Raw genomic sequence first — 22,241 nt, 5'->3', positions numbered from 1 at the left:
CCCGTCAGACCGCGACCGGCTCGGCGGCCGGGGCCGCCTCGGTGCCCTCGGCGACGACGCCCGCGACCCGGCGGAGCTTCTTCATCGGGCCGAGCTCGGACTCGTACACCTTCTTGACGCCGTCACCGAGCGAGGCCTCGATGGTGCGGATGTCGCGGACGAGGCGGGTGAGGCCCTGCGGCTCGACGGAGGCGGCCTGGTCGGAGCCCCACATGGCGCGGTCGAGGGTGATGTGGCGCTCGACGAAGGAGGCACCGAGGGCGACGGCGGCCAGCGTCGTCTGAAGGCCGGTCTCGTGGCCGCTGTAGCCGATCGGGACGTTCGGGTACTCCTGCTGGAGGGTCTGGATGACCCGGAGGTTCAGCTCCTCGGCCTTGGCCGGGTACGTCGAAGTGGCGTGGCAGAGAAGGATGTTGTCCGATCCCAGGACCTCGACCGCGTGGCGGATCTGGCGCGGGGTCGACATGCCGGTGGAGAGGATGATCGTGCGGCCGGTCGCCCTCAGTGCACGCAGCAGTTCATCGTCGGTGAGGGAGGCCGAGGCCACCTTGTGCGCGGGGACGTCGAACTTCTCCAGGAAGGCGACCGCCTCGGTGTCCCACGGGGAGGCGAACCAGTCGATGCCGCGCTCGGCGCAGTGCGCGGAGATGGCCCGGTACTCGTCCTCGCCGAACTCGACGCGGTGGCGGTAGTCGATGTACGTCATCCGGCCCCAGGGGGTGTCGCGCTCGATGTCCCACTGGTCGCGCGGGGTGCAGATCTCCGGGGTGCGCTTCTGGAACTTGACGGCGTCGCAGCCCGCTTCGGCCGCCACGTCGATCAGCGCGAGGGCGTTGTCGAGGTCGCCGTTGTGGTTGATGCCGATCTCACCGGTGACGTAGACGGGCCGGTCCGGGCCCGCGGTGCGGGTGCCGAGGGTGCGCAGACGGGAGGTGCTCATGAGATGTGTTTCCTTAGCTCAAGGGGTGCTTGTCGGGTGCTCGGGGGTGCTTGTCGGGTGCTCGGCGGGCTTGGGGGGCCCGGTGGTCACTCGGAGGACGGTGCGGGAGAGGTGGTCGTGAGGGTGGGGCCGAGCAGCCAGGCCGCGATCTCGCGGATGGCGCCGAAGCCGCCGGGGGTGGTGGTGACGGCGCGCGCCGCGGCGCGTACCGAGTCGTGGGCGCTCGCGACGGCGACCGGCCAGCCGGCCAGTGCGAAGCACGGCAGGTCGTTGACGTCGTTGCCGACGTAGAGGACGCGTTCGGGGGCGATGGACTGTTCGTCGCACCACTGCTTGAGGGCCAGGTCCTTGCGGTCGATGCCGTGCAGGACCGGGATGCGGAGCTTGTGGGCGCGGGCCGCGACGACCGGGTTCTGCTCCGTGGAGAGGATCAGCAGCGGCAGTCCGGCCTTGCGCAGGGCCGCGATGCCCAGGCCGTCACCGCGGTGCACGGCGACGATCTCGCGTCCGTCGGCGTCGATCAGGACCCGGTCGTCGGTCTGCGTGCCGTCGAAGTCGAGGACGACGGCGTCGATGTCGTCCCGGGTGGGCAGCGGTGAGGGGTCCAGGAGCGGCGCGAGGGCGCGGGCGCGGGCCAGGTCGTGCGGGTCGTCGATCTCCAGGACGCGTGCGGGGTCGGTGCGCACCAGGGCGGTGTGGCCGAAGAAGCGGTGGCGGTGGGTGCGGAAGCCCGCCGCGTTCATGGCGTACGCGGCGCCGGTCTCCAGCAGGTCCTCGGGGCGGTCCTGGCGCATCTGCCGGACGGCCTTGTCGTGGTTGACGCCGTAGTTGTCCTCCTCCAGCGCACTGCCGTCGCGCCAGAGGAAGCCGTGGAAGGGCGCGACCGTGACCGCCGTGTCGGCGCCGTCGTGGGCGACCGCGGCGGCGACCCCGTCGATGTCCTCGCGTACGACGAAGGGGCTGGTGCACTGGACCAGCAGCACCACGTCGGCCGTCCGGTCGCGCATCGCCTCGTACGCGTCCAGGGCGTGCAGCACCGCGTCCTCGCTGCTGGCCTTGTCCCCGGCGATGGCCCGGGGCCGCTGGACGATGTGCACGCGGTCCGGGGTGCCCAGTGCGTCACCGGCGGCGCGGGCCGCGTCGGCGATGGCCGCGTCGTCCGTCGTCACGACGACGTCCGTGACCTCGCGGGCGGCCAGGCAGGCGCGTACGGCGCGGGCGACCAGCGGTACACCGCCGACCTGGGCGAGGTTCTTGGCCGGTACGCCCTTGGATCCGCCGCGGGCGGGGATCACGGCGAGCACGGTGGGCGGCGTCATCGCTGCTCCTGATGTCGGGGTCGATGTCGTGGTGGAGGGGGTGGGAGGTGCGGTGGTGGACGGGGTGGCGGATGCGGTGGTCACAGCTCGCCCATCCGTCGGATGACGGGGGCGACCCGCTGGACGCCCTGCCGGTACGCACCCCGCGCCGCCTCGCGTACGGCGTCGCGCACCGCTCCACGCAGCCCGCCGGTCTCGCGCGGCCGGTCCGTGCCCGGCAGCGGGTGGCCGTCGGGGGCCAGGTGGTGGCGGGCGAGGATGCCGGGGAGGTAGCCGGGGGCGGTGGCCGGTGTGTAGTACGGGGCGAGGTCGGGCAGCCGGCGGGCGGCGAGCAGGGCGTCGACGCGTGCGCGGGCGTGGTCGTAGGCCGTGGCGTACGTGCCGTCGGCGGCGACGCCCTGGCCGGCCAGCCACTCGCCGTCCGGCTCCGGGCGGTGGCCGCCGTCCAGGTGGTCCCAGGAGGTGAGCAGGCCGGAGCCGACGAAGTGGTGGTTGCCGAGGGCTTCGCGGACGCCGAGGTCGGTGAGGATCGCGGTCGGGACGCGCCGGTGCAGGGCCTCCAGCGCGGCGGTCGAGGACACGGTGACCAGCAGGTCGGTGCGGTCCAGGACCTCGCCCATGTGCCCGTACACCAGGCGGAAGTTGGGCGGCAGTCCGCCGGGCAGTCTCTCCGCGAGCCGCTGGTAGGGAAGCTCCTCGATGTGCGTGGTGTGCTCGCCGGGCTTGGAGCGCAGCTTCAGCAGCACCTCGCGGTCCGGGTGCAGCCTCGCGTGCTCGACGAGCCTGCGCAGCAGATACGTACGGTCGGCGCGGGAGGCCGGGACGGAGGGCTGGGCGGCGAAGACGACCGTGTCGCGGCCCGCCTCCGGGCGGTGCGGCTCGCCGCCGAGGAACGGCAGGGCGGCCTCCGTGACGGCCGAGGCATCGGCGCCCACTCCCTCGTACACCGCGCGGAAGCGCTGGGCGTCGTGGCGGGAGTTGGCGAGGACGATGTCCGCGCCGTGCCGCAGCAGGAGTCCGTCGGCGAGCTTCTCGTAGACGACACCGACGTAGCCGGTGACGACGACGGGCCTGATGGGCAGCCGCAGCGCGGCGAGGCCGTGCAGCATCGCCTGGACGGCTCCCCCGACGAGGGCGAGTACGACGACGTCGTATCCCTCGTCCCGCACCAGGTGCAGGAATTCGACCGCCGTCACCTCACGCACCCGGTCGGTGTCGATACCGACGTCGCCGACCTCGGCGAGCTGGCGCGGGGTCGGGGTGGCCCGGCCGCGCAGCAGGAGTCCGCTGATCTCGGCGCGCTGCGCCGACCCCGAGGAGGTGCCGGGGGCGAGGCGGCGCGCGGTGAGCGCGCCCCATTTCCACCGGGTGTCGGAGTCTGCGAGGACGGCCACCCGGAGGGCGGTCGTTTTATCGGTACGTGGGGGCACGTCCCAGAACTTAGGAAGGCATTCCGATTCGCGGCCCAACGTGACGGCAACAACTGGTTAACAGCCCACCGACGCTTGGCGAATCACCCTCGCGAAGACGATGAAATCACTCGCGATCCGGCCCGGTTCATCATTCCGACACGCGTCGTTCACCCGCCGTCCCTCTTGGGGCCAGGGCAAATGCCGGGCTCGCGCCTAGCGTGTGGCGGGTGGTTAAGCTCTCGGTCATCGTGCCGTTCTACAACGTGCAGACATACGCCCCCGACACCTTGAGAAGTCTGCGGGCCAACGCCCGCGACGACTTCGAATTCATCCTCGTCGACGACTGTTCGACCGACGGGACCGCGGACATACTGCGCCGCGCCGAGGACGAGATTCCGGGGGTGGTCGTCCGCAGACACGAGCAGAACGGCGGACTGGCCACCGCCCGTAACACCGGTCTGGACGCGGCGCGCGGCGAGTACCTCGCGTTCCTCGACGGCGACGACTGGCTCGCGCCCGGCCACTACGCCGAGCTCCTGGCCCGGACGGAGGCGCTGGGCTGCGACTTCGTCCGGACCGACCATGTCCAGGTCGAGGGCAGGAACCGTACGGTGCACCGGGTTCCGCACGGCAGGCGCGGCGAGGTGCTGGACCCGCGGGACGCGATCCTGCCCGCCGAGCGGACCACCTCGGTCGATTACCCGTACGCCTGGGCCGGGCTCTACCACCGGCGTCTGCTGGACCGCGGACTGCTGCGTTTCACGGACGGTCTGCGCACCGCGGAGGACCGTCCGTGGATCTGGCGGTTGCATCGCGAGGCCGAATCGTTCGCGGTGCTGGGACTTCTCGGAATCTTTTACCGGCGCGGAGTCGCCTCGTCGCTCACGCAGATCGGTGACGTGCGCCAGCTGGATTTCATTCGCTCGTTCGACCAGGTCATTCGGGAAACGGCCGAGGACCGCGATGCCCAGGCACTCCTGCCGAAAGCGGTCCGCACCTATTGCGCGATCATTTTCCATCACGTGAGCTCGATCGAAAGGTTCGAACCCTCGGTGGCCCGCACACTGAAGTCGATGAGTGGCGCCGCGCTCCGGCGGATGCCGCAGCAGGTGCTCGACGACGCCCTCGACTCGATGGACGTACAGCGCGCCACGCTGCTGCGCCGGCTGCGGCGCCGCCCGGCCGCCCCGGGTGCCAAGGAGGTGGCGGCCGCGTGAACGGCGTCCGGTCCCGCACCACGCAGATCTTCCTCGCCTCCACCCTGTACGGCACGGCCACGCTCGCCGCCGCACTCGACGCGGGGTGCTTCCCGGAGGCGGACCGCCGCATCCTGCTCGTCTCGAACAACGCGGCCGTCCCGGAGACGACACCCGGCGTCGACGCGATGCCGGGGTTCGGCGCCCTGCGGTCCCGTTTCGACGACGTGGTGTCGTGGAACGCCACGATCGCTCCTTTCCACCCCGGCGGATGGGAGCCGCGTCCCGACGACGTACCCCTGTGGGAGCGGCATCTGCGCCTGGCCTGGGGACTCGGCGACGACGACGTCGAGCTCGTGGTCGAGTCGATCCAGGTCAACCCCGCGACGGCCGTCACGCAGATCTTCACCGGCGCACCGGTCGATGTGTACGCGGACGGGCTGATGAGCTACGGACCCACCCGCAACAAGATCGATCCGCTGGTCGGTACGCGGGTCCGCCGGCTGCTCCATCTCGACCTGGTGCCGGGGCTGAAGCCGCTGCTGCTCACGGAGTTCGGGGTACGGCCGCAGATCGTGCCGACCGAGGTGTTCCTCAAGGTGCTCGACGAGCTGGGGGGCACGCCCGAGGTCCGGGACAGCGTGCCGTCCGTGGAGGAGTCCGCCCTGCTGCTGGGCCAGTACCTCTCCGCGCTCGGTCTGATCAGCGCGGCCGAGGAGGAGAACCTGCACCTGCGGATGATGCGCGGCGCGGTCGCCCTCGGCCACACCCGCATCGTCTTCAAGCCGCACCCCACGGCCCCGGCGCAGTGGTCGCGGGCGATGGGCGCGGAGGCCGAGAGGCTCGGCGCCGAACTGACGGTGCTGGACGCGGGAGTGCTCACCGCCCCGGTCCTCGCCGAGGTGCTCTACCGGCGGATGCGCCCCGCGCTGGTCGTCGGCTGCTTCTCGACGGCGCTGCTCACCGCTTCGGTGTTCTACGGGCTGCCGGTGGCCAGGGTCGGTACGGACATGCTGCTGGACCGGCTCTCCCCGTACGAGAACAGCAACCGTGTCCCGGTCACGCTCGTCGACGTGCTGGTGCCGGAGGTGACGGACCGGGCGGCGGTGGAGAGGGCGGCGGCACCGGATGCGGCGGACGTGGCGGATCTGACCGAGCTGATCACGGCGGTCGGTTTCGCGATGCAGCCGCGGATCCACCCGGGGCTGCGGCCGGCCGCCGAGCGGTATCTGTCCGCGCACCTGGACGCCAGGACGTGGCGGTACTTCAAGCGCAAGCGGCTGACGTCGCTGGCCCTGCCGGGGGCGGTACCGGCACAGCTCGCGTTCCTGCCGCGCAACGCGGTGGTGCGCAGGGTGGCGCGGTCGGTGCGGCGGCGCGTGGTGCGGCAGTAGTCGGCAGGGGCGGGCCGGTCGGCGGCCGGTGACGAAGGGGGGCGGGGCGCCGAACCGGCACCCCGCCCCCCTTGTCGCGTCGTCACACGTGCACGCCGCGCCACTCACCGCGCCACGCGCGTGCGCCCCGCCTCACGCGCCGCGTCGTCACCCGTGCACGCCGCCCAGGATCACCCGCAGGTCCGCGGCGTTCGCCTCGGTGGCCTTCCACAGCTCCTGCTGCCGGCCGTGCACGTCGGCGACCGTCGCCGCGTGGTCGTCCAGCAGTCCCGCCGCCCGCTCGGCGAGCCGGGCGCCGAGGTGCCGGTCGTGGACCGAGATCCCCCACTCCGGGCGGTCGATGTCGGCGAGGAAGTACGCCATCTTCGGGTGCGAGATCAGGCTGATGATCGGTGTGCCGCAGCCGAACGGGATCATGCCCGCGTGCCCGCGCATCCCGATGACCAGCTTGGTCCGGGCGTACGTGTCGCGGATCTCGTCGTTGCCGAAGTCGTACATCGGGATCACGGGCAGCGCGATGCCGTGCTCGCGCCGCAGGTCGAACGCGATCCGTTCGTCGTCCAGCGAGTGGGCCACGCACCGCACCTCGGCGCGCTTGCCGATCTCCTTGACCGCGGTGGCCATCTCGCCCAGGAAGTGCCCGTAGTCATGGCCGAAGCGGAGCCCGGACCGGTCGTACGCGGCGTTGATCAGGACGGTGTTCTCGCGCTCCGCCGGGTCTGTCCAGCCGTCCACCAGCTGCCTGGTCACGGTCGTGGGACAGGGCTGGAAGCGCACCTTGTCGTGGAGCGAGGCGGGCAGCAGCCGGCGGACCTTCTCGATCGAGCCGTGGTTGCGCAGCCCGAAGAACGAGGCCCGTTCGACGAGGGTGCGCAGGCTGGAGAGGAAACGGTCCCGGCCGTGCCCGTAGGCCTGGCCGTCGAAGGCGTTGAAGCCGACCGCGTACACCATGACGGGTACGTCGATCCGGTCGAGGAGCGCGTCCGGGACGTTCCACTGCCAGCCGCTGTTGCCGTTGGGCGCGGTGTCCGGGATGAAGAGGCCGCCGCCGCCGATGACGAGTCCGCGGCGCGCGTTGACCCGTTCCAGCGCGGCCTCGTCGAAGAGCCGGTGGGCGTGGATCGAGTGCCAGCGCTGCGGCCCGGTGTCCCGGCCGAAGGCCAGCCGCACGCTCTCGGGCAGCAGCTTGTCCCCGGCGTTGCCCTGCCGGTCCATGTAGAAGGCGACATGGGCGAGCTGGTCGGACGCGGGGCCCTCCACGGGCGCGGGCACGTCCGTGGTGCGCTGGTGCATCAGCCGGTTCGTGCGGTGGGTCGGGTCGACGGCGAGGCCCTGGAGCGCGTGCGCGGCGGCCCCTTCGTCGTCGCCGTGGATCCAGGCGATCTGCGCGAGGCGCCCGAAGGCGGTCGCCGCCCGGTTGGGTGCGGCGGTGGCGAGCAGGAGCCGGGCGCGGGCCTCCTCGTAGCGGGAGACGCTCATCAGGGCGTGGCCGAGCACCTCGTGCGGCCAGGCTTCGTCGACGGGTATCCGGACCCGGCCCAGCAGATCGGCCGCCTCCTGGTACTCGCCCGCCGCGATGTGGGCGGCGGCGACCTTGCGGGCCGTCTCCGGGGAGCCGGTGCGCAGCACGTGCGGGGTGCCGTAGTGGACCAGCAGATCGTGGTGCTTGGCGCCGGGGAGCGCCAGGTAGGCGGCGTGGAACTCGGCGTCGGGCAGCTCGAACCCGTGCCAGCGGTCCTCGGCCTCGCGGTAGCCGGACTCGCCGCCCTGCCAGGGCTTGTGCCGCCCGGTGAAGTGCAGGATCGCGGTGGTGTCGGGGACCGGGAGGTCGCCGGACAGGCGCCGCTTGACGAAGTTGTAGCGGGCGTCGAGCTGTACGAAGTCACCGTCGAGGACGGCGTTGAGGATGCCCTGGTCGTGCTTGTCGAGTTCGTACGTGCCCGCGCGCCCGACCTCGTCGAGCTTCGCGCAGAACGCGTCGCTCAGGTACTCGCGCTGGATCACCAGGAGCCCGCTGTTGAGCTTGTGCTGCCCGTAGAAGAACTGCGGTACGGCGCCCAGACCGTCGCGCATCGTCAGCAGTTCGTGGAGATCGCCGAGGACCACCATGTCGGTGTCGAGCGTGATCACGGTGTCGTAGTCGCGCACCCGGAACACGTCGAGGATGAAGTAGGCCTTGCGCACCAGGTAGTTGTCCTGGTCGCCCTTGGCATACGTGTCGTAGTGCCCGGCGTCGACGCGGCGGAAGTCGACGCGCGGGTGCAGCGCCCGGATCTGCGCGACGGAGGCGGGGCGCAGCCCGTCGTGCAGGACGAGGAAGTCCTCACAGACGTTCGGGTTGGAGAGGGCGAGGCTGCGCAGCAGGGCGAGGAAGCCGGGCAGGTAGTTCTCGTCGACGAAGCTCGCGAAGGCGACGCGGCGTTTGCCGGTGAGCGCGTTCGTGGGGGCGGGCGACCCGGGCACGGCCGTGGCGGGCACGGCCGTGGCGGGCAGGGGGGTGGCTGTCGTCATCGCAGTCGGATCCTCATGTCGGTGACGCTCTGGGCGCGTTCCATGACCCATGCCTTCTCGCTGGTGTACTCGTGCACGGAGGTGATGGGCATCCGCATCGCGCTGGGCAGGCGGTAGGCGCCGCTCTCGTAGAAGTCGAAGCCGATCAGGTCGAGCCGGCTGCTGACGTCCAGGTGGTCGAGGAGCCACAGCATGTTGAACCCGGTGGTGGGGATGGCCGGCCAGACGTCGGCGCCGACGCGTCCGATGTCCCGCAGCGGCCAGCGCAACGACTCGTCGCCCAGGTACTGCTGGGCGCCCGGGACGAGGCGGTTGCGCAGGGAGTACTTCCAGTCGCCGGAGATCCCGCCGAAGACCAGCCGGGTGTGCACCTTCTGGTCCCAGTTGAAGCCGTGCTTGTGGATGGTGGCGTGGATGTCGGTGCGCCGTCCGGTCGCCGCCGGGTCGATCCGGTACGAGTTGAACCGGACGACCAGGTCGTAGCCGTCGATCTCGGCACCCATGGAACTGTCGCCCACGCGGTTGGAGTTGGCGATGAGGCAGATCGACTTGCCGGCGATCCGGTTGCGGAACTCACCGACGGTGGTCCACTCGACGCCGCCGAAGGTGGGGTCCGGTACCGGGCCCCGCATGCGGCTTCTGCGCTGCTCGGCGTAGAGCGCGACGAGTCCGGTGAGCGCGGCCACGGCGCCCGGGTCCGTGCCGGCCGCCTCCAGGGCCAGGTCGAGGTACTGGGAGGTGGCGTCCTGGAGTTCCGTCACCGGGGCGCCGGTGCGCTCCTGCGCGAGCAGGGCGCCGATCAGCCGGGGCCCGGCCGCGGCCCAGTCGCCGCGCGCCTGGAGCGCCAGTCCCTCGGCCCAGGACTCGGTGACGGGCCGGGCGGCGAACTCCGCGGCGCCGGGGCAGTCGCGCTCCAGGCTCCGCAGCAGCTCCTCCTGCCGCTCCGCGCCGAGGCGCATGCCGACGACCTTGGCCGCCACGCCGAAGCCGTCGTCGTCGGTGAGCTCCAGATAGCGCTCGTACGCCTCGATGGCGGCGGCTTCCGCGCCCATCGCCTCCAGCGTCCTGGCCCGCAGCCGCCAGCCGGCCCGTGAACGTTTCCGCTGGGTCAGCACGGTGTCCGAGACGAGGACGGCGAGCTTGAACTCGTCCTCGTAACCGCACTCCAGAGCCTTGTTGCCGACCGCGAGCAGCGGGTCGAGCAGTTCGTCCGCGAGGGCCGCGGGGCCGGCCGGGGCCTTGGCGGGGCGCCGGATCAGCGCGAGTGGGGATCCGGCGGACGCGGGACCCGAGGGCTGTGCCGCGGCGTGCACGGCCAGCAGGTGCCGCAGCGCCTCCGCGAGTGCCGTACGCCGCCGGTCGAGCCCCGCCACCAGCTTGCCGCTGTGTGCGGCGCAGGCGCGCAGGCACACGTCCAGATCGGTCGGGGTGACGTGGGCGAGCTGCGACGAGGCACTGTCGGGCGGGGCCGCGTCACGTTGCCGTGGCCAACGGGTGCGGGCTTCTCTCATGGCGCTCCAAGCGTCTGGTGCCCGTGGGGGGAGGGGCGTGTCCGGGTGGGCGGTCACCGGAACGCACCGAGGAGGTGAGCCGCCCGGTCGAGGGGCGCGGAGCCCGGCGCGTGTGTTCGGTTCCACGACACGCTAGGAAAGCTGTACGGCCACCGGATGAACTCGCCCTGTCGGAAGGGGAAACTGCGCACTGCCCCCGCCGGTACACGCCCCGCCACGCCGGTACGCACCCCGCCCTGCCGGTACGCGCACCACCCCCGCCGGTACGCGCCCGGGCACGCCGGGCACCGCCCCCGCCGGTACGCGCTCGCTCAGCGCACCCCGTACCGCGCCTCGACGCCCGCGACGATCAGCCACAGACCGTCTTCGAAGCGTTCGTCGTAGCGGGTGAAGATCTCGGCCCCGGCCGCGGCGACGAGCGGGTACCGGGCCAGCCGCTGGGCGCGCTCGCCGATGTCGTAGCCGTCGCGCCGCTCGTCGGGCATCGGCTGGACGCCCTGCTCCTCGGTGACGAAGCCCATGGTGTACGCGTAGGCGGTGGTGCCCGCCCGGACGGCCTGCCGCAGCTCGAAGCCGGCGTCGACCATCGTCCGCAGATGGCCTTCGAGGCTGTCGGCATGGTCGGTGCCGGTGAATCGGGCGCCGCTGTAGACCTTGGCCCCGTCCCGGTAGCGCAGCAGAGCGGCGCGCAGGGCGCACTGGCTCGCGACGAGCTGGTCCTGCCAGCGCTCCGGCGGCGGGTCGGGCAGGTTCTCGTCGAGCATCCGGCGGTACATCACCGTGGCCATCTCGTCGAGGAGCTCCTGCTTGTCCTTGAAGTGCCAGTAGAGGGCCGGTGCCTTGACGTCCAGTTCCCTGGCGATGGCGCGCAGGGTGAGCCCGTCGAGGCCCACCTCGTTCAGCAGCCGGAGCGCGGTGTCGGCCACGCGCGCCCGGTCGATCTTCGTTGTACCCACCTTGACAATTTAACAGCGTTAAGCCCAGACTCCGGACATGGAACTTAACAGCGTTAAGGAAACTGATGTGCTGATCGTCGGGGCCGGCCCCTGCGGCCTGGCCCTCGGCTGCGATCTGGCCCGCCGCGGCGTGCGCGCCCTGGTCGTCGAGCGGGCGTCCGCCCTCTTTCCCGGTTCGCGCGGCAAGGGCATCCAGCCCCGCACCAGGGAGGTCTTCGACGACCTCGGGATCGGCGACGCGGTGCGCGAGCTGGGCGGCCCGGCCCCGGTGGGGCTGGTCTGGCAGGACGGGGAGCGGCTGCAGGAGCACGACCTGTTCCGCCGCGCGGCCCCGACGCCGGCCGAGCCGTACGGCGAGCCGTGGATGATGCCGCAGTGGCGGACCCAGGAGATCCTGCTGGCCCGGCTGCGCGAGCTGGGCGGCGATGTCGCCTTCTCCACCGCGCTGACCGGACTCGTCCAGGACACGGACGGTGTGACGGCCCATCTGGACGGCGGACCGGTCCGGGCCTCCTTCCTCGTCGCGGCGGACGGCGGCCGCAGCACGGTCCGGCGTGCGCTGGGGATCGCCATGACGGGCGAGTCCGTGGACCCGGCGCCGATGCTGGTCGCCGATGTGCGGGTGGCCGAGGACGTCCTGGACCGGCTCAACTGGCATCTGATGGGCGGCGAGGAGGGCTTCCTCACCCTCTGTCCGCTGCCCGGCACGGCGGACTTCCAGCTGGTCGCCCAGTTCAAGGAGGGGGAGCCCGACACGTCCCCCGACGGGGTGCGCGCGCTGGTCGCCGCCCGCACCCATCTGGCGGAGCGGGACGTCACCGAGGTCCTCTGGTCCTCCGACTTCCGGCCGCGCGCCGCCCTGGCCGACCGGTTCCGCGACGGCCGGGTCTTCCTGGCGGGCGACGCGGCGCACGTGCACTCCCCCGCGGGCGGCCAGGGCCTGAACACCAGCGTCCAGGACGCGTACAACCTGGGCTGGAAGCTCGGCCAGGTGCTGCGGCACGGTGCGCCCGCCGCCCTGCTCGACAGCTACGAGGCGGAACGCCGCCCCGTGGCGGCCGACATGCTCGGTCTGTCGACCCGCATCCATCAGGGCCGGCAGGAGCGCGGCGCGGCGGCCCAGCAGTTGGGCCTCGGCTACCGCGAGGGCCCGCTGTCGGCGGGCCGGGCCGGCACCCTGCACTCCGGCGACCGCGCCCCGGACGGACCGACGACCGGAGGCCGACGCCTCTTCGACGTCCTCCGCGGACCGCACTTCACGCTGCTGGCGGTCGGCACGGACGCCGAACCGCCGACCTTCGACGACGACCAGGTCCGCGTGCACCGCACGGCTGCCCACGAGGCGTACGGGAAGGGGCTGTTCCTCATCCGCCCCGACGGCTACGTCGGCTGGGCGGGCGAGGACACCTCGGGCCTGGCCGCGTACCTGGCCCCGCTCGGCGTCACGGCCGTCACACGCTGCTGAACGAGAGCTTCGCCGCGAACCCCAGGAAGAGCAGCCCGGCCGCCGATGTGGCCCCCGCCGACAGCCGCTTGCGGCGGCGGAACGCGGCGGACAGACGGGTGCCGCCGAATATCAGCGTCGACAGGTAGAGGAAGCTGGCGATCTGCAGCAGGGTGCCCAGCACCAGGAAGGACAGCGCCGGATAGGCGTACCCGGGGTCGACGAACTGCACGAAGAAGGAGATCAGGAACAGGATCGCCTTCGGGTTGAAGAGGCTGACCACCAGCGCCCGCCGGTACGGCCGTTCCATCGCCGCCTTCGTCCCGCCGCGGTCCGCGGTGTCGTCGGTCAGCTCGGAGATCTTCCGGTGCCGCGTGCGCCACATCACGGTCGCGGTCCGCAGCATGCCGACCGCCATCCAGGTGAGATAGCCCGCACCCGCGTACTTGACGACGGCGAAGAGCACCGGCGTGGTCTGCAACAGGGAGGCGGCACCGAGCGCGGACAGCGTCATCAGCACGGTGTCACCGGTCCACACACCGGCCGCCGCCACGTACCCGGTCCGCACACCGCGGCGGGCCGCGACGGAGAGCACGTACAGCGAATTCGGACCCGGCAGCAGGACGATCAGGACGAGGCCGGCGAGATAGGTCGGAAGATTGGTGACACCCAGCACGAGAGGGAGTGTCGCACATGGGTGCGACACTCCGGACGGGGTGTCTCGACAGGCGGTCCGACGGCAGCCGTCACCGCCTCAGACCTCGGCCGTCACCCCTTCTGACCTCGACCGTCGGCACCTCGGCCGCCCTCGACCTCCGCCGCCCTCGGCGGAGGTCGAGGAGGTGGTCCACGGAGGGCTCCGGTCGGACACCCCGGTCCCGCTCGTCGACCGAGTGGATCCCTCAGAACGTGTCCGACGGCACATAGGCCCCCCACACCTCCCGCAGCGCGTCGCACACCTCACCCACGGTCGCCCGCGCCTTGAGCGCGTCCTTCATCGGATACAGGACGTTCTCCGTCCCCCCGGCCGCCTTCTTCAGCCGGCCCAGCGCCTCGTCGACCGCGCCCCGGTCGCGCTCGGCCCGCAGCTTCGCCAGCCGGGCCGCCTGCTGGGCCTCGATCGCGGGGTCGACGCGCAGCGGCTCGTACGGCTCCTCCTCGTCGAGCCGGAAGCGGTTGACGCCGACCACGACGCGTTCGGCGCTGTCGGTCTCCTGGGCGACGCGGTAGGCGCTGCGCTCGATCGCGCTCTTCTGGAAGCCGTGCTCGATCGCGCTGACCGCCCCGCCCATGTCCTCGACCTTGCGCATCAGTTCCAGGGCGGCGGCCTCGACGGCATCGGTCATCGACTCGACGACGTACGAACCCGCGAACGGGTCGACGGTGGCCGTGACGTCCGTCTCGTACGCCAGAACCTGCTGCGTGCGCAGGGCCAGCCGGGCGGACTTGTCGGTCGGCAGGGCGATCGCCTCGTCGAAGGAGTTGGTGTGCAGCGACTGCGTACCACCGAGGACCGCGGCCAGGCCCTGGACGGCGACGCGTACCAGGTTGACCTCGGGCTGCTGTGCGGTGAGCTGGACGCCCGCGGTCTGGGTGTGGAAGCGCAGCATCAGCGACTTGGGGTTCTCCGCACCGAACTCCTCCTTCATCACCCGCGCCCAGATCCGGCGGGCGGCACGGAACTTGGCGACCTCTTCGAGGAGCGTCGTGCGGGCGACGAAGAAGAAGGAGAGGCGCGGGGCGAAGTCGTCGACATCCATGCCCGCGGCCACAGCGGTACGGACGTACTCGATGCCGTCCGCCAGGGTGAACGCGATCTCTTGCGCGGGAGAGGCACCGGCCTCAGCCATGTGGTAGCCGGAGATCGAGATGGTGTTCCACCTCGGGATCTCGGCCCGGCAGTACTTGAAGAGGTCGGCGACCAGCCGGAGCGAGGGCACGGGCGGAAAGATGTACGTGCCGCGTGCGATGTACTCCTTGAGCACGTCGTTCTGGACGGTACCGGTGAGCCTCTCCGCCACAACCCCCTGCTCCTCGCCGACCAACTGGTACATCAGGAGCAGAAGCGCGGCCGGGGCGTTGATCGTCATGGACGTGGAGACCTTGTCCAGCGGGATCCCGCCGAACAGGACCCGCATGTCGTCGATCGAGTCGATCGCCACCCCGACCTTCCCGACCTCGCCGGACGCGATCGCCGCGTCCGAGTCGTAGCCCATCTGGGTGGGCAGGTCGAAGGCAACGGAGAGGCCCGTCGTGCCGTGGGCGATCAGTTGCTTGTAACGGGCGTTGGATTCCGTGGCCGTGCCGAAGCCCGCGTACTGGCGCATCGTCCAGGGCCGGCCGGTGTACATCGTGGGGTAGACGCCGCGCGTGAAGGGGTACGCACCCGGCTCTCCCAGCTTGTCTTCGGGGTGCCACCCGTCCAGTGCGTCCGGCCCGTACACCGGCTCGATCGGCAGTCCCGACTCCGATTCGCGCGTCATCTGCTGCGCCTCCCGCTGAAGCTGACCGGCAAAGCCGCCCATCGGTGACAAAGGGGTCTCGTGACGGACCCCGGCGGCGGCCACCGGGCCACCGGAGGGGCGTGAGCCGGGATCCCGCTCACCGTTCTCCTCCGCGTCCCCGCCACCGCTCTCCCCATCATGCGCGGGCTTTGGCAACCGGGCAGAGCGGGAATCCGTCCCATGGGACACGGGAGAAAAGCCGGAGAAGCAGGGGGTCGCGATGACAGACAGCATCACCGGACACACGACACGGCGCGGGACACGAGCCGCGAAAGCGCGCGCGGCACGGGCCACGGCACGCCGCGGGACGCGGGGCTGGGCGGGGACCACGGCCACGGCGACGCTCGCCGTTCTCGCCATGACCGCGGCAACCGCGGCAACCGCGGGATGCAGGGTGCAGACGGCGGAAGGCGCGTCCGCCACCCCGTCGTCTCCGCCCCGGGCCACGGCGACCGACGACGCCAAGCCTCCGGCGTCGCAGCCGCCCTCACCCGACGCGTCGCCCTCGCCCGACCCGTCGCCCTCGTCCTCGCCCCCGAAGACCACCACGTCACCCACGCCGACGCAGGACCCGCAGGGCACGACCCTGATGGCGACCGGTTCGGAGGGCAAGCAGGTACGCGAGCTACAGGCCCGGCTGCGGCAGATCGGCCACTTCGACCGCTCCCCCACCGGCTACTACGGCACCGTCACGGTCGCGGCCGTCCAGTCCTTCCAGGGCAAGCGCGGCCTGTCCCGTACGGGCAGGACGGACACCCTCACCTGGCAGAAACTGCTCGGCATGACGCACGAGCCGACAGCCGCGGAGCTGAATCCGCCGACCACCCGGCCCGTCGCCAAACCGGACAAGCGCTGCATGACGGGCCGGGTGCTCTGCATCAGCAAGAACAGCCGGACGCTGTCGTGGATGATCGACGGCCGCGTCCTGTCGTCGATGGACGTCCGCTTCGGCTCCCAGTACACGCCGACCCGTGAGGGCACCTTCTCCGTGTACTGGAAGTCACGGCACCACGTGTCGACGATCTACCACACGGCCATGCCGTACGCGATGTTCTTCAGCGGCGGCCAAGCGGTGCACTACTCGGCGGACTTCGCGGCCCGGGGCTACAGCGGCGCCTCGCACGGCTGCGTCAACGTCCGCGACGAAGGAAAGATCGCTTCCCTCTTCGCCCAGGTGAAGACCGGCGACAAGGTCGTCGTCTACGGATAGGACGGTCCGCCAGGAAGGGAGAGAAGAGAAGGACAGACGGACCGGAGAAAAGAAGGGGGCGCGGACGGGACCGGGGGAACGTGTCCCGCCCGCGCCGATGCGCTGAGCCGCAGGTACGGGGGGAACCCCGGCTCTGTGCGCTGCCGATGACCAGTCGGCTCATTCTGTACTGCGTCACGGTGCCGAAAAACGTCACACCCTGGGGTGCGGGGCTCGGAAAGAACCGGCGCGCACGCCTCTCAGCCGGGTGATCCGGCGCCGCCCGTCCCGTCCGCCGTCGGCGAGGCGACCCAGGCCGAGGACGACGGGGAGGCCGACGGCGACGTGGTGAACCAGATCGGCGGGAGCGCGCCGCCCCCGTTCTCCTCGCTGTCGTCGTCGCCCTGCTCGTCGCTGCCGCCGTCGTCGCCATTGCTGTTGCCGTTGCCGTTGCCCGGGCTGTTCTGGCCGTTCGTGTCCTTGGCGATCACGCGGTCGCAGAACCGGTCCAGATTGCGGGCGCCCTTCGCCAGCGTTTCGAGGTACGTTCTGCGCTCGTCGTCCAGCTTGCCGTTGCGATAGTCGCGGCAGGCCTTGAGCGCCTTGGCGTACCAGTTGCCGGAGGTGCCGTCCGTGGCGCCGCTCGACGGGCCGTACTCGGTGCCGTTCGAGGATCCCCGCTCGGTGCTGTCCGGCGTGCGGTCGCCGACGCCCTCGCGGTCCGTCCCCTGCCCTGCTGTGTCACCGGCCCGGCCACCCGTGGGCGAGGAGGCACCGTCGTGCGGCGTGGCGGGCTCCGTCCGCGGGGCGGCGGGCCGCTCCGCGGACGGACTTTCGCCGCTGCCGTCGTCCGAGCCGAGCCCCTCGGGGGTCGCCGCGGCCGAGACGGATGTCGCCGGTACGGGCGCGTGCCCGCCGAACGGCCCCGGGAGCACGCCGGTGCTCGCGGCCACGGCCACCCCGCCGAGCGCGCAGCCCGCGAAGGAGGCGACCAGGCCGAAGCGGACAGGCCGGCTCCGTCTCCGGCTCAGGGAGCGGGTACGGACGGGGCCGGCGGAGGAAGAGGAGGAGGAACGGCTCGGGGCGAACCCGCCGGAGGCGGGCCGGATGTGCACAGGTTCGAGCACGTCGGCGGGCGCGGAGGTGAACGCATCCGCCGGCGCCGGTGTGAACGCATCCGTCGGCGCCGATGCCCGTACATCCGTCGGCGTCTGTTCGCCCGTCGTCCCGGCGTACCCGTTCCTCTGCTGATGCGCCGCCCCAGCCGTGGTGCGGGCGGCGTGCGTGGCGGCACGGAAGGCGGCCACCGCCGCCTCCTCGCCCGGCAGTTCGCCGGTGGCCGGGCGTGCGGCCCGCGCGACGGCGTCCAGCGCCGCCGCGAGTCCCTGCGCCTCCGTACACGGGTGACCGCCGACGGGATCGACCGGTTCACGGCGGAGCAACCTCTCCGCCGCGTCCTTGTCAAGCCATTCGTACTGCTCGTCGGCCATCACATGTCCTTCTGCGTCCACGGACGCGAATGCGTCACACCGGCCGGCGCCGCCAGACCGTTGTGGGAGGGGCGTTGGGCGGGCACGGCACGCAGTTCCGCCGTCCGGCCCGGCGCCCGGGTGCGAGAGCCTGACGGTTCCGCAGGATCGCCCGCGGGAACAACGTCCGCGGCGGTGTCGGCGCCGCCTTCGGCACGGCTGTCGCCACCCTCTCCGTCCCGGTCGCCGGCACCCTCGCCGTCCCGGTCGCCGGGGCGGCCGTCGGCACCGTCAGCACCGTCCGCGCCGTCCGCGCGCAGCAGCTCGGCCAGTCGCTTCAGTCCCCGGTGAGCCGCGGTGCGTACCGCACCCGGCCGCTTGCCCAGCGTCTGCGCCGCGCTCTTCGCGTCCAGGCCGACGACCACCCGCAGCACCACGGCCTCGGCCTGGTCCTGCGGCAACTGGGCGATGAGCGACATCGTGCGGCCGGTGGCCAGAGCCTCCATCGCCTCGCCTGCGGTGTCGGATTCGGCCGGCCTCTCCGTCAGCTCCGACTCGTCGCCGCCGATCGCGGGGCGCCTGCCGCGCATCCGCAGATGGTCCAGGGCGCGGTTACGGGCTATCCGCGCCGCCCAGCCGCGGAAGCGGTCGGCGTCCCCGCTGAACCGGTCGAGGTCGCGCGCTATCTGCAGCCAGGACTCGGACGCCACGTCCTCGGCATCCGGATCGCCCACCAATGTCCGTATGTAGCCCAGCAGCCTCGGCTGCACCGCGCGGTACACAGTACGGAAGGCGTCTTCGTCCCCGTCCTGCGCCGCGAGCACCGCGGCAGTGAGCTCCGCGTCGTCCCCCAGCACTCCCTCAACCTGTCCTGCAGTCGTGAATCGCAGCTGGTCATCACTGCCACGCCTCCCTGCGCGACTCCGCACGCTACGTCCTTGGCGGGGGTCGCGTCCATGACTTGTACAAGCTGCAACATTCACCCGACACGGGGCGGTGTGACAGAAATCGAAGCGACGGCGCTGAGAAGAGTACGGGGTCGTCCTACGGCCCCGCGGAAGACGACCGGGGCCTCTCCTGTGGGGGGTGGCGGCCCCGGTCGTCCTCATGCCCTGCAACGCTCTGACCAGGCACTTTCCTGGGCCCACAAGCCTTGCGTGACCAACCGCGTGACCAACGCGTTCGCGCATTCACCCGAGCTTGCCCAGGCCGATGCGCTGCGCGGTCCCCGAGGCGAGCTCCCGGGCCCCCTCCACTCGGCGCTTGCCGTACTGAGCCATCGTGTAGCCCGGTGAGTGGTGTCTCACGTTGGCCGAGACCTCGACGGGGTTCTCCCCCGCGTCCAGGTCGTTGGTGACCTTGCTGTGCCGCCAGTCATGGATGCGGAACCTCTCGGGGAGGTCCAGCCGTGCACCATCCGTCGTGAGTTCTCATGTCCAGTCGCCGACGAGGGCGAGGTGATCACAACATGTCCTTGGGGGTCGAGCTCGGTACCGGGCGGGACGCCTTCCCCCTTCGGTCCGGGCCCGCCGTGATGGATGTCCATCACGGCCCCGCCATCCGTACCGCAGGATGGAAGTCGCCTTCTCGGTGGTCAGAGGTGGTCGGTCAGATCGGGGCCCAGGCCGTTGTCGTCCGCATCCGGGGTGGAGATGCCGAAGCCGACGGCATGGCCGAAGTACGTCGGCTCACCCGGTTCGGGCTCCACGCCGAGAACGGAGGTGATCTCACGCAGCGCGTCCGCAAGCCGCGGCGCGTTTCGGTTGTAGACCTCGGGGTGTGGACGACCGGAGAAATCGAACCAGCTCCAGATGTCGTGGTAGACAGCCAGTTCGGCCCAGGCGCCGATGGAGTCGGGGGCTACCGACACTTCGACCAGCCGTGATTCCTTACGGAACACGCCCTGAGCATCAGCCCATGCACCTGTGCCCACGACGCGCAGATGGCTGGCACGAGCGCCCTCGAACGCGACGGGCCTGCTCCCCAACACCCTCCCGGGCAAATTCGGATCGCCGAGCGGCTCAGTCAGCAGCAATCTGCTACCGACTCCGATTCCGCCCGATCCGGGCGTATACCAGTTGTATTCGAGCCTGGTGGGAGTGAGCAGATCGAATCTCCTCAATACTTCGACCATTTTCTCTGCGATCTTCAACGCTGACTCAAGTCCAGGCGTGAAAATATCTTCGAGATCCCAGGACCATGAACCACAACTGCGCGGTGCGCACATCAAGGTCGACATGACATTCCTTACGGATAAATAGGGCCGTCGGGTGGGATGGTGATCGCGGCATCCTCGAATCGGAGTAAATACGTTCCACCGGTTTTTTCGGCTGCGCGGGCCACCGCCTCGAATACTGCAGGAGTGAGGCCGGACAGTGGCTGATGCACGTCAAGGATAGCCACGGAGTGAGTCATCTGATATCCAACCAGCTGATCCGCCGCACCTAGGGCTGATTTCTTGATCCGGTTGATGCTGTTGACGTCCTTGAGCTGGTAGCCGTAATCCATCGACCCGTCGGCATGTCGCGTGTAAACGTCGATGTCCCATGGATCCGTGGGCTCTCCGAATTCGAACCCTATGCGAGTGAATCCGCGGTTCTGGAGTTCGGTGGCGTGAGTCAGAGCCATGTATGCGGCAGGGACCATGCTGCCTTCCGGGTTACTTCTGGAGGGCCCCTTCTTACACATGTCCAAAATCTTTCTGTACTCTTCCGAGTTGCGTAGATGGCCCCGGTTGATGAGTTCAGCTACTCCTGCTCCGTAAGGGTCCTTGCGCAGTGAACGGATCACTCTCTGTTGGTCCTCGGCGCTCATCTTCATCCGATCGAGCTCGCCGAGCACCCCAGCTTCCTGCTCTCCCCTTATGGGGCCCGAGTGGGCCTGCGCGAAGTCGTCCGCTCTTGTTCCATATCGGGCGGGATCGATGCCTGGTACACCAGTTGAACCAGCGCCAACGGGCGGTACGTCCGAGCCTCCTGACGCACCGTCGACGTCGGTGCCCGGCATGTCCCCGAACTCGCACAGCCCGGGCACGCGGGCCGGTCCGTAGAAGCGGTCCGAAGCCAAGGCCCGGAGCGCCGGCCGCCTCCGCTTCGTCGAGCAGTGCGAGAGCCGACGTCCGGTCGCCGCCGGACGCTGCGGAGTACGCGGCGGTGAGCCTCACGACAGGGACCGCCCTGCACTTCGACCTGCGCCTCCCGTAACCCGCCGTTCGGATCAGCCGGACGCGGCGGACAGGATGACGTCCACGAGCCTGTCCGCCGCGTCCGGCCTGCCGTGCGTCCGCGCCCGCTCCGCCATCGCGCCCCGCCGCACAGGATCGGTCAGGAGCGGCCCCAACGCGTCCAGGAGCGTCGCTTCGGTGACTTCACCGAGAAGCGCCACAGCGGCACCGGCCTCCGCGAGGTGCCGGGCGTTGTGCGCTTGCTCGCCTCCGGCCGAAGACGCCAGCGGGATGAACACCGCCGGCTTCCCCAGCGCGGTGAGCTCGGCCAACGTCCCGGCCCCGCTCCGGGCGACCACGACGTCGGCCAGCGCCAGGACGTCGGGCAGCTCCGGGCCCATGAAGCCGGCGAGGTGGTACCGGCCCGCTGCCTCCGTCCGCAGGGCACCAGCGTGCTGCCTCAGCTCACGCTCGTTGGCGGGCCCGCACTGGTGGATGACGTTCGCCCGCTCCAGCAGCCACGGAAGCGCGTCCCGCACGACTCCGTTGATCTGCTGCGAGCCCTGCGCGCCGCCGGTGACGTACACCGTCGGCAACCGCCTGTCGAAGCTCCGGAGATCCAGGGCCTCCACGGCCTTGTCCGGGTGCCCGGTCAGCACCTCGGGCCGGATCGGGTTGCCGGTGACGACAGCCACGTCCCGGACGGCTTCAGGAAGCAGAGGCAGCGTCGATTCGGACGACACCGCGATCCGGGCCGCCGAGCCCGCGAGCTTCCGGTTGGCCAACCCCAAACGGACCGTCTGCTCGTGCAACACCAACGGGCGTCGGCACAGTCGGGCGCCCAGCCCGGCCGGGACTGCCACGTACCCGCCCGTCGCCAGCACCACGTCCGGCCGGAACTCCGAGATGATCTTCCGCGCTTGCGCGACACCGAGCGGCACGCGCGCCATGTCCCTCGCGTTCGCCGGGCTCAGCATCTTCAACGGATTGCCGGACCGACGGATCTTGCCCGTGGCCACCGTCGTGAACGCGATGCCTTCAGCGGGCGCGACCCGAGCCTCCAGACCCTCCGCGGTTCCGATCCAGAGCACGTCGAGCGTCCTGCCGTCCGACGCCAGCCGACGCTGGAGCGCACGGATCGCGGTCAGCGCGGGGTAGGTATGCCCGCCGGTGCCTCCGCCCGAGACGATGAGGCGGAAGACGTGAGGCAGGGAAGGGTTGGCCACTCGGCGC

Annotated in this window: 17 protein-coding genes; 4 read left to right on the top strand and 13 right to left on the bottom strand. The window is 71.0% G+C overall.

Features of this window, described 5'->3' with window-relative positions:
- Positions 1-4 precede the first annotated feature (4 nt).
- The 3 genes from ACFVUT_RS20080 to ACFVUT_RS20070 all read right to left on the bottom strand — a co-directional run bounded on the left by ACFVUT_RS20080 (position 5) and on the right by ACFVUT_RS20070 (position 3,689).
- A complete protein-coding gene (locus ACFVUT_RS20080) occupies positions 5-940 on the bottom strand; it encodes an N-acetylneuraminate synthase family protein (RefSeq protein ID WP_389651179.1) in 936 nt (311 codons plus the stop codon).
- An 86-nt stretch (positions 941-1,026) separates the two neighbouring features.
- Complete coding sequence (locus ACFVUT_RS20075; protein ID WP_389651176.1) at positions 1,027-2,259, bottom strand: cytidylyltransferase domain-containing protein; 1,233 nt, start codon at positions 2,257-2,259, stop codon at positions 1,027-1,029.
- An 80-nt stretch (positions 2,260-2,339) separates the two neighbouring features.
- The gene (locus ACFVUT_RS20070) at positions 2,340-3,689 is read right to left on the bottom strand and encodes a DUF6716 putative glycosyltransferase (RefSeq protein ID WP_389651173.1); all 1,350 of its coding nucleotides are present in this window, start codon (positions 3,687-3,689) and stop codon (positions 2,340-2,342) included.
- Between the two features lie 209 nt (positions 3,690-3,898).
- Here ACFVUT_RS20070 and ACFVUT_RS20065 point away from each other — a divergent pair, with 209 nt between their 5' ends.
- The gene (locus ACFVUT_RS20065; RefSeq protein ID WP_389651170.1) at positions 3,899-4,888 is read left to right on the top strand and encodes a glycosyltransferase family 2 protein; all 990 of its coding nucleotides are present in this window, start codon (positions 3,899-3,901) and stop codon (positions 4,886-4,888) included.
- A complete protein-coding gene (locus tag ACFVUT_RS20060; RefSeq protein ID WP_389651167.1) occupies positions 4,885-6,261 on the top strand; it encodes a polysialyltransferase family glycosyltransferase in 1,377 nt (458 codons plus the stop codon). The genes ACFVUT_RS20065 and ACFVUT_RS20060 overlap by 4 nt, the downstream gene beginning before the upstream one ends.
- Before the next feature lie 147 nt (positions 6,262-6,408).
- On the opposite strand, the gene ACFVUT_RS20055 is transcribed toward ACFVUT_RS20060, so the two are convergent.
- The 3 genes from ACFVUT_RS20055 to ACFVUT_RS20045 all read right to left on the bottom strand — a co-directional run bounded on the left by ACFVUT_RS20055 (position 6,409) and on the right by ACFVUT_RS20045 (position 11,239).
- Positions 6,409-8,772, bottom strand: coding sequence for a glycosyltransferase (locus ACFVUT_RS20055; RefSeq protein ID WP_389651164.1), 2,364 nt, complete (start codon positions 8,770-8,772; stop codon positions 6,409-6,411).
- A complete protein-coding gene (locus ACFVUT_RS20050; RefSeq protein ID WP_389651161.1) occupies positions 8,769-10,283 on the bottom strand; it encodes a hypothetical protein in 1,515 nt (504 codons plus the stop codon). Before ACFVUT_RS20050 ends, ACFVUT_RS20055 begins: the two co-directional genes overlap by 4 nt.
- Before the next feature lie 311 nt (positions 10,284-10,594).
- Entirely contained in the window at positions 10,595-11,239 is a 645-nt protein-coding gene (locus tag ACFVUT_RS20045) for a TetR/AcrR family transcriptional regulator C-terminal domain-containing protein (protein ID WP_389651158.1), read from the bottom strand.
- Between the two features lie 37 nt (positions 11,240-11,276).
- Here ACFVUT_RS20045 and ACFVUT_RS20040 point away from each other — a divergent pair, with 37 nt between their 5' ends.
- Positions 11,277-12,704 carry an FAD-dependent monooxygenase gene (locus tag ACFVUT_RS20040; protein WP_389651155.1) on the top strand — a complete coding sequence of 476 codons (1,428 nt, stop codon included), beginning with the start codon at positions 11,277-11,279 and terminating at the stop codon, positions 12,702-12,704.
- Here ACFVUT_RS20040 and leuE read toward each other — a convergent pair.
- A complete protein-coding gene (gene leuE, locus ACFVUT_RS20035) occupies positions 12,691-13,359 on the bottom strand; it encodes a leucine efflux protein LeuE (RefSeq protein ID WP_389651152.1) in 669 nt (222 codons plus the stop codon). The two genes, ACFVUT_RS20040 and leuE, sit on opposite strands and share 14 nt — an antisense overlap.
- Before the next feature lie 226 nt (positions 13,360-13,585).
- On the bottom strand, positions 13,586-15,166 hold the full coding sequence (locus ACFVUT_RS20030; RefSeq protein ID WP_389651149.1) for a methylmalonyl-CoA mutase: 1,581 nt from the start codon (positions 15,164-15,166) through the stop codon (positions 13,586-13,588).
- Between the two features lie 241 nt (positions 15,167-15,407).
- Here ACFVUT_RS20030 and ACFVUT_RS20025 point away from each other — a divergent pair, with 241 nt between their 5' ends.
- Complete coding sequence (locus ACFVUT_RS20025; protein ID WP_389651147.1) at positions 15,408-16,397, top strand: L,D-transpeptidase family protein; 990 nt, start codon at positions 15,408-15,410, stop codon at positions 16,395-16,397.
- A 239-nt stretch (positions 16,398-16,636) separates the two neighbouring features.
- On the opposite strand, the gene ACFVUT_RS20020 is transcribed toward ACFVUT_RS20025, so the two are convergent.
- The 5 genes from ACFVUT_RS20020 to ACFVUT_RS20000 all read right to left on the bottom strand — a co-directional run bounded on the left by ACFVUT_RS20020 (position 16,637) and on the right by ACFVUT_RS20000 (position 22,234).
- On the bottom strand, positions 16,637-17,866 hold the full coding sequence (locus ACFVUT_RS20020; protein WP_389651144.1) for a hypothetical protein: 1,230 nt from the start codon (positions 17,864-17,866) through the stop codon (positions 16,637-16,639).
- Positions 17,866-18,702 carry an RNA polymerase sigma factor gene (locus ACFVUT_RS20015; RefSeq protein WP_389651142.1) on the bottom strand — a complete coding sequence of 279 codons (837 nt, stop codon included), beginning with the start codon at positions 18,700-18,702 and terminating at the stop codon, positions 17,866-17,868. Before ACFVUT_RS20015 ends, ACFVUT_RS20020 begins: the two co-directional genes overlap by 1 nt.
- Before the next feature lie 737 nt (positions 18,703-19,439).
- Positions 19,440-20,084 (bottom strand): hypothetical protein, encoded by a 645-nt coding sequence (locus ACFVUT_RS20010; RefSeq protein WP_389651138.1) that lies wholly within the window; start codon positions 20,082-20,084, stop codon positions 19,440-19,442.
- Between the two features lie 8 nt (positions 20,085-20,092).
- Positions 20,093-20,686: a hypothetical protein gene (locus ACFVUT_RS20005; RefSeq protein WP_389651135.1), complete on the bottom strand. Its 594-nt coding sequence runs from the start codon at positions 20,684-20,686 to the stop codon at positions 20,093-20,095.
- 375 nt (positions 20,687-21,061) lie between these two features.
- Complete coding sequence (locus tag ACFVUT_RS20000; protein WP_389651132.1) at positions 21,062-22,234, bottom strand: glycosyltransferase; 1,173 nt, start codon at positions 22,232-22,234, stop codon at positions 21,062-21,064.
- Between the last annotated feature and the right edge of the window lie 7 nt (positions 22,235-22,241).

The sequence above is a fragment of the Streptomyces sp. NPDC058051 genome (genome assembly GCF_042885475.1).
Classification (GTDB): domain Bacteria; phylum Actinomycetota; class Actinomycetes; order Streptomycetales; family Streptomycetaceae; genus Streptomyces.
Note: the sequence above shows the minus strand (reverse complement) of the source record. Positions and strands in the feature narration are given on the sequence as shown.

Bases quoted from the DNA above. Each gene is read 5' to 3' on its own strand.
- ACFVUT_RS20080 (WP_389651179.1), bottom strand. From the start codon at position 940: ATGAGCACCTCCCGTCTGCGCACCCTCGGCACCCGCACCGCGGGCCCG.
- ACFVUT_RS20075 (WP_389651176.1), bottom strand. From the start codon at position 2,259: ATGACGCCGCCCACCGTGCTCGCCGTGATCCCCGCCCGCGGCGGATCC.
- ACFVUT_RS20055 (WP_389651164.1), bottom strand. From the start codon at position 8,772: ATGACGACAGCCACCCCCCTGCCCGCCACGGCCGTGCCCGCCACGGCC.
- ACFVUT_RS20050 (WP_389651161.1), bottom strand. From the start codon at position 10,283: ATGAGAGAAGCCCGCACCCGTTGGCCACGGCAACGTGACGCGGCCCCG.
- ACFVUT_RS20040 (WP_389651155.1), top strand. From the start codon at position 11,277: ATGGAACTTAACAGCGTTAAGGAAACTGATGTGCTGATCGTCGGGGCC.
- ACFVUT_RS20030 (WP_389651149.1), bottom strand. From the start codon at position 15,166: ATGACGCGCGAATCGGAGTCGGGACTGCCGATCGAGCCGGTGTACGGG.
- ACFVUT_RS20025 (WP_389651147.1), top strand. From the start codon at position 15,408: ATGACAGACAGCATCACCGGACACACGACACGGCGCGGGACACGAGCC.
- ACFVUT_RS20020 (WP_389651144.1), bottom strand. From the start codon at position 17,866: ATGGCCGACGAGCAGTACGAATGGCTTGACAAGGACGCGGCGGAGAGG.
- ACFVUT_RS20010 (WP_389651138.1), bottom strand. From the start codon at position 20,084: ATGTCGACCTTGATGTGCGCACCGCGCAGTTGTGGTTCATGGTCCTGG.